Annotated in this window: 7 protein-coding genes and 1 pseudogene; 1 reads left to right on the top strand and 7 read right to left on the bottom strand. The window is 28.6% G+C overall.

From position 1 onward, the window contains the following. Positions 1-719, top strand: a pseudogene (locus tag GQ540_RS07540) (M1 family peptidase); the annotation flags it as partial. Between the two features lie 38 nt (positions 720-757). Here GQ540_RS07540 and GQ540_RS07535 read toward each other — a convergent pair. From GQ540_RS07535 to GQ540_RS07505, 7 genes are all read right to left on the bottom strand, one after another. Next, entirely contained in the window at positions 758-1,330 is a 573-nt protein-coding gene (locus GQ540_RS07535) for a pentapeptide repeat-containing protein (protein ID WP_291799636.1), read from the bottom strand. 8 nt (positions 1,331-1,338) lie between these two features. After that, positions 1,339-2,154: a prolipoprotein diacylglyceryl transferase gene (lgt, locus tag GQ540_RS07530; protein WP_291799634.1), complete on the bottom strand. Its 816-nt coding sequence runs from the start codon at positions 2,152-2,154 to the stop codon at positions 1,339-1,341. 81 nt (positions 2,155-2,235) lie between these two features. Continuing rightward, positions 2,236-2,493 carry a membrane protein insertion efficiency factor YidD gene (gene yidD, locus GQ540_RS07525; RefSeq protein WP_291799638.1) on the bottom strand — a complete coding sequence of 86 codons (258 nt, stop codon included), beginning with the start codon at positions 2,491-2,493 and terminating at the stop codon, positions 2,236-2,238. A 10-nt stretch (positions 2,494-2,503) separates the two neighbouring features. Continuing rightward, complete coding sequence (cysS, locus tag GQ540_RS07520) at positions 2,504-3,976, bottom strand: cysteine--tRNA ligase (protein ID WP_291799633.1); 1,473 nt, start codon at positions 3,974-3,976, stop codon at positions 2,504-2,506. A gap of 105 nt (positions 3,977-4,081) precedes the next feature. Then, entirely contained in the window at positions 4,082-5,575 is a 1,494-nt protein-coding gene (locus tag GQ540_RS07515; RefSeq protein WP_291799631.1) for a hypothetical protein, read from the bottom strand. Next, the gene (locus tag GQ540_RS07510; protein ID WP_291799629.1) at positions 5,556-6,113 is read right to left on the bottom strand and encodes a hypothetical protein; all 558 of its coding nucleotides are present in this window, start codon (positions 6,111-6,113) and stop codon (positions 5,556-5,558) included. Before GQ540_RS07510 ends, GQ540_RS07515 begins: the two co-directional genes overlap by 20 nt. 7 nt (positions 6,114-6,120) lie before the next feature. After that, positions 6,121-6,434: RNA polymerase sigma factor (locus GQ540_RS07505; RefSeq protein ID WP_291799627.1), on the bottom strand; the 314-nt coding region annotated here is incomplete at its 5' end.

The raw sequence follows: 6,434 nt of genomic DNA, 5'->3' as shown, positions 1-6,434 counted from the left end.
GTCTATGGATGCTAAGAAGCACAATTATGGGTCCTGAACTTTTTGATTACGCTTTTAAAACGTATGCAAAACGTTGGGCTTTTAAACACCCTACTCCTGCTGATTTTTTTAGAACTATGGAAGATGCTTCTGCAATGGATTTAGATTGGTTTTGGAGAGGTTGGTTTTATACAACTGGAAATACTGATATTGGTATAAAAGAAGTTAAAAAATTCTATGTAACAGATCAACCAACTGAGCGTGCTAAAAACATGGCAAAAGCTTATGGAATTACAGTAGATCAATTGCCTCCTTCTTTATATTTAGTTTCTGAAGACAGCAAAGAATTCAATAAAAACTTGAAAAATAAAAAACCTGAAGATTACAATTTATTAAGCGATTATGTTGAACAGAACTTTACTTCAGAAGAAAAAACGACGTTAAAGACTCCCAAATATTTTTATGAATTGGTTTTTGAAAAACCAGGTGAATTAGTCATGCCAATTATTGTTGAATTTGAATATGAAGATGGTACAAAAGAACGCAAACAATATCCTGCTGAAATTTGGAGATTGAATGATAATGAAGTTACCAAAGTTTTTCCTTCAAGTAAAGTAATTTCAAAGATTACTGTAGATCCTGATCAAGAAACTGCTGATGTTGATTTAAGCAACAATAGCTGGCCAAAAAATAAAGAAACTAAGTTTGAACAATTTAAGCGAAATCAAATTAAAGGATAAAAAATATAGCCACTCATTTTGAGTGGTTTTTTTATATATTACTCTATAATAATATCATATTTACTCAACAAACCCGAAAGACCTTGTTGTGAAAATTTTGCTTTTTTAATACTATTTTCTTCCGGATTCATTGAAAAATTATAAGAACTTCTAAAATCAGCTTTATCTAATTTCGTGTTATCAAAAATACTTCCTTTAAAATCACAATTATTAAATACTGAATTGGTTAAATTAGTTTTGGTGAAATCAACTTCAATTAATTTAGAATTTGTGAATTTTATGTTCTTAAGTGGTAACTTATAAAATGATGCTAAGTTTAGGTCACAACCTTCAAAATTTAATGCTAGCAAAAAATCATCACATTCATAAAATTGTATCCCCAATAATTTACAGTTTTTAAAATTCACATCTTTAAACGACGTGTTTTTAACTTTAGATAAACCTAAGTCACACGTATCAAATTCACATTCAATAAATGCATAATTTGATAAATTTGAGTTGGAAAAATCACAGTTAATAAACGTACAATTATCATATTCTCCTCTTGGAAATTTTTCAACAGAAAAATCAATATTTTCAACTATTTTATTTTCGAAAAACAAGTCTAACATTATAAATATTAAGCTTTTTCTTTACGAAACATAAAATACAAACCAACTAAAACAAGCGGAATACTTAACCACTGCCCCGTGTTTAAAGCCCAACTAGCACGGTCATCAACTTGTGCTTCTTTAAAGAATTCAACAACAAATCTAACTGACCAAAGTAACACAAAAAACAACCCAAAAATATAACCCAATTTATTTTTTTTGGCAGTTTTCCAATACACAAACCAAAGAATAATAAAAATACCTAAGTAACTTATTGCTTCATATAATTGTGCAGGATGTCTTGGGAAATCTTCTCCCAATCTTTTAAAAACAAGGCCAAAATTAGAATTTGTAGGTTTTCCTATTATTTCAGAATTCATTAAATTTCCAATTCTTACAAACATTGCTCCTAACGCAACTGGAACAACAATTCTATCTAAAATAAATAAGATTGGTTTTTTAAGCACCTTTTTACTAAATAAATACATTGCAATAATTACTCCTATGGCTGCACCATGACTGGCCAAACCAGCAAAACCAGTAAACTCAAATTTTGGAGAAAACCTGAATGGCAAAATTACTTCTAATGGTTTTTCAATTAAAAATTGAGGATCATAAAACAAAAAATGGCCTAGCCTCGCTCCTATTAATGTTGATACAACAACGTATATAAATAAGGTGTCTAATTTTTCTAATGAAATTTTTTCTTCGATAAATATTTTTTTCATTAAATATAAACCCAACATAAACGCTAGTACAAACATTAAACTGTAATAACGAATTGCAACAGGACCTAATTTAAATAATATTGGTGAAGGATTCCAGTCTATTTGAAGTAACATCATTCTTTATATTTTTTTTCTGAATTATATTCTAGTCAACTTTTACTATTTGAAAAACACTAAAATACAATTTAATAGTTAAACTTATTTCTTTTTTGAAGTATGGTTTTTTTCATCCTTTTCTGGAACAGGATCATAACCACTTCCACCCCAAGGATGGCAGCTTCCAATACGTTTAATGGCTAATTTCCCACCTTTAAAGAAACCATGTTTTTGCAATGCTTCAAGTGTGTAACTTGAACAAGTTGGCGAATATCTACAACTTGATGGTGTATAAGGTGAAATTGCTGCTTGGTAAAAACGAACCAACCAAATAAAGGGAATTGCTAATATTTTAGTTATGTTTTTCAATTTAGTTTACCGAAAAAGTTGTTCCGTCTTTCCCGTCTTTTAATTGAATTCCTAAAGCTGCTAATTCATCTCTAATTTTATCTGAAAGTGCCCAATCTTTATTATCACGAGCATCTTTTCTCATGTTTATAAGCATCTCTACTACACCACTTATTTTATCTGAACTATCTTGCTGTTCTTCATTTTGCAACCCTAAAACATCAAAAACAAAAACGTGTATTGTTGATTTAAATTCTTCTAAATCTTCAGCTGATAATGTTTCTTTTTTATCAATTAGTAAATTCACAAATTTCACAGCTTCAAATAATTGTGCAATTAAAACCGGACTATTAAAATCGTCGTTCATTGCATCATAACATTTTTGTTTCCAAGCTTTAATATCAATTGTTGAAGTTGAACCTATTTCAATCTTATCCAATTTATTGATGGCTTCAATTAATTTTAAATAACCTTTTTCTGAAGCTTCTAAACCAGCGCTTGTAAAATCTAAAATACTTCTATAATTTGCTTGAAACATAAAAAATCGAGTGGCACTTGGTGAAAATGGTTTGTTTAAAATGTTGTTTTCACCTGAAAATATTTCGTTTGGTAAAATGTAATTCCCTGTTGATTTAGACATTTTTTGACCATTCAAAATCAACATATTTGCATGCATCCAATAATTTACTGGATTTACGTGATTGTTCACTTTAGACTGCGCTATTTCACACTCATGATGAGGGAATTTTAAATCCATTCCTCCTCCGTGAATATCAAAAGTTTTGCCTAAATATTTTGTACTCATAGCACTACATTCTAAATGCCAACCCGGAAAACCATCGCTCCAAGGTGAAGGCCAACGCATAATATGACTTTCATCGGCTTTTTTCCATAGCGCAAAATCTTGTGGGTTTTTCTTTTCAGATTGCCCATCTAATGCACGTGTGTTTTCAATAGTATCTTCAACATTTCTACCTGAAAGAATTCCATAGTTTTCGGTTTTATTGTATTTCAAGACATCAAAATAAACCGAACCATTAATTTCATATGCCAAACCTTTTGCCAATATATCATTAATAATTTCAATTTGTTCAATAATATGGCCTGTAGCTGTCGGCTCTATACTTGGCGGTAAAAAATTTAATTTTTGAAGAATTGTATGAAAATCAACCGTGTATTTTTGAACAACTTCCATTGGCTCAATTTTTTCTAATCGAGCTTTTGTAGAAATTTTATCTTCAGAATCATCATCGGTTAAATGTCCTGCATCAGTAATATTACGAACATACCGTACTTTATACCCTAAATGTTTTAAATAACGAAAAATCAAATCGAACGACATAAAAGTTCTTACATTTCCTAAATGCACATTGCTATAAACGGTAGGCCCGCAAACATACATTCCAACATTACCTTCTAATACTGGTTTGAAAATTTCTTTAGATTTACTTAAAGAATTGTATATTTTTAGCTGATTTGTTTTGTATAATTCCATTAATTGTAGCTTGTTTTTGAAGTTGTAAAGATAAAAACAAATCCCTAATGGAAAAATTATACTACACTAGATTTTGTAGTGTGTAAAATGAAGTAAAAGACGGTGTTAATTTAAATTAACTGTGCTGTAAACACCTGTTACAAATAGTTTATTTGAAGAACTTTTATCTTCAAAAAAACCTTGGATAGTATCTACACCATCCTTTTTTGACTTGCTAGATTTATATAAAGAATCTTTAATAAAAATAGTTGATTTTTTACTATTCAAATTGTAAATAAAAGATGCATCAGATAAGTTTAAAGTACCTTTTGCGTAATCTAAAATTACATTTAAGTTTTTAAAATTCGGTGCGATTTCTAAAACTCCCAAAGAACCAAATTTTAGACTTAAAGCAACATCATTACCCACTTTTTCTATTACAACATCAGATGAGTTTGAAAATAAATTAGCATTTGAAAATGTTCCAAACGTAGCGTTTGGAACATTTTTTAAGGTTATATTTCCTGAATTTATAGTGTTAATTAGAACAGGCGAATTAGAAAATTTTAATTCATTATCACCCTCAATTATACCACCTACAAAATTACCATATGATAAATTAGCAGACATTTTAGTATTAGAATTTGGTACATTTAATTTTCCATGCCTCACATTTAAATCAAAAGTTGCCTTTTTTGGAACTTTAACTTTAAAATACTTTCTAATTTTAACTTTAGAATTTTTCTTATCTTTAAAATGAAAATAAACATTTTCACCATGATTAATTGAATCAAATTTTCCTTCTTCCTTCATTTTTTTAATCATTTCCATAGCCATTTTACTAGCTTCTTTAGCTTCTTTCATCTGCTCTTTAAACTCAGATTTGTTTTCTAGCATTTCTCTTCTAACTTCTTCTGCTATTTTTTTAGATTCAATCATCATATTCTTAAACTCTTTAGAGTTTTTCAGCTCTTTCACTTCTTTAGCCATTTTTTGAGTTGCCTTTTTAAGTTCATCCATTTTATGTTTGTATTCATCTGAATTTAGCACAGAATCATGCTTCTTTTTCCAATCGCTATTTTTAAATTTCTTAACTTGTTTAGCAACCTTTGCTTTATAAGTTTTTAAATAGCTTGAATCTTTTTTATACATTTCATAATCAAAATCTAGTTCTTCAAGATGCATTTCTGGAATCTCAGGCATATCTGGCATTTCAAATTCAGCAAACTCAATATTTGGCATATCAAAATGTGGTATTTCTATGTTCGCTTCCGGAAAATCAAAGTCAAAATTGAAATCAAAGTTAAATTCAAAATTATCTGATAATGACGTTATTTCAACTTTTCTTTTATTACCCAAAGCCTCAAAATTCCAATTTTTAAATATTTTTTCAGCTTCTTTTTTAGAAACTCCTTCTACTTCAATTACTGCTTCAATTGAAACTTCATTTCTGTTCCATGTTTCAATATTAACATCGGTATTATCCGCTAAAATTTCAATAACAACATCTGAATTGACTTTAAATTTTTCAGTTATTTTTTTATCGAACTTTTGGGCTTGTACACTAATTGCTAAAAGCAATAATGCTAAAGTGACTATTTTATACTTGTAAGTTTTCATTTTGTGTACTATTAAGTTTTTTTAATTCGTTTAATTGCTCTTTAAGTTGGTACAATAATTTTAAACGTAGTTGCAAATTATCAATTAAAGCATTAATTGTTTTTTCATTCAACCCTTCTGTGTTTAACTCTTTTGTAAGTAATTTATACTCACTGGTTAATTCGCCTATTTTTTCTAAATAACCATCTAACAATTCCTTGTTTTCTGAGTTTTCTTGAAGGCTTGAAATTTCAGTATTTATACTTGCCAAATAATAACTTTCAATATTTTTTAATTCAGGAGAAATACTTCCTAAACTTTCAATTTTAGCAGTTTCATTTGTATTTTTAACTGTATTGTTTGAAAAATAAAAAAGTGAAGAACCTAAACTTATAACAACTAAAAACGATGCTGCAATCTTTAAGATATGATTGTAATTCTTTTTAGTAGTTTGTAATTCTTGCTGCAATTTTGCTTCAAAATTAATTCTATGATTTTTTGAAAGCTTTCTTGTTTGCACTGGTTCGTTTTTTAATAATTCTCTTAAATCTTTAGGCATAATTATACTATTTTAATTGTCCTTTTAATTTGTTTTTACCACGCATTAACTGTGATCTTGATGTAACCTCAGTAATGTTTAACACTTTTGCAATTTCCTGATGATCAAACCCTTCAATTAAATATAAATTAAGTACTACTTTATATTTTTCGGGTAAACTGTTAATTGCTGAAGTCACAATATCTGTTGTAACCTCTTCTTTAACTGTCCAATCACCATCATCTGCAATGGTTAGTTCTTTTTCTTCAATTGATACCAACTCAATTCTTTTCTTTTTCAAATAATCAATGCATTGATTAATTACAATTCTTTTAATCCAGG

The organism is Lutibacter sp. (assembly GCF_013139515.1).
Classification (GTDB): domain Bacteria; phylum Bacteroidota; class Bacteroidia; order Flavobacteriales; family Flavobacteriaceae; genus Lutibacter.
Note: the sequence above shows the minus strand (reverse complement) of the source record. Positions and strands in the feature narration are given on the sequence as shown.

Coding starts and splice junctions, on each gene's coding strand:
- GQ540_RS07535 (WP_291799636.1), bottom strand. CDS start 1,330: ATGTTAGACTTGTTTTTCGAAAATAAAATAGTTGAAAATATTGATTTT.
- lgt (WP_291799634.1), bottom strand. CDS start 2,154: ATGATGTTACTTCAAATAGACTGGAATCCTTCACCAATATTATTTAAA.
- cysS (WP_291799633.1), bottom strand. CDS start 3,976: ATGGAATTATACAAAACAAATCAGCTAAAAATATACAATTCTTTAAGT.
- GQ540_RS07515 (WP_291799631.1), bottom strand. CDS start 5,575: ATGAAAACTTACAAGTATAAAATAGTCACTTTAGCATTATTGCTTTTA.
- GQ540_RS07510 (WP_291799629.1), bottom strand. CDS start 6,113: ATGCCTAAAGATTTAAGAGAATTATTAAAAAACGAACCAGTGCAAACA.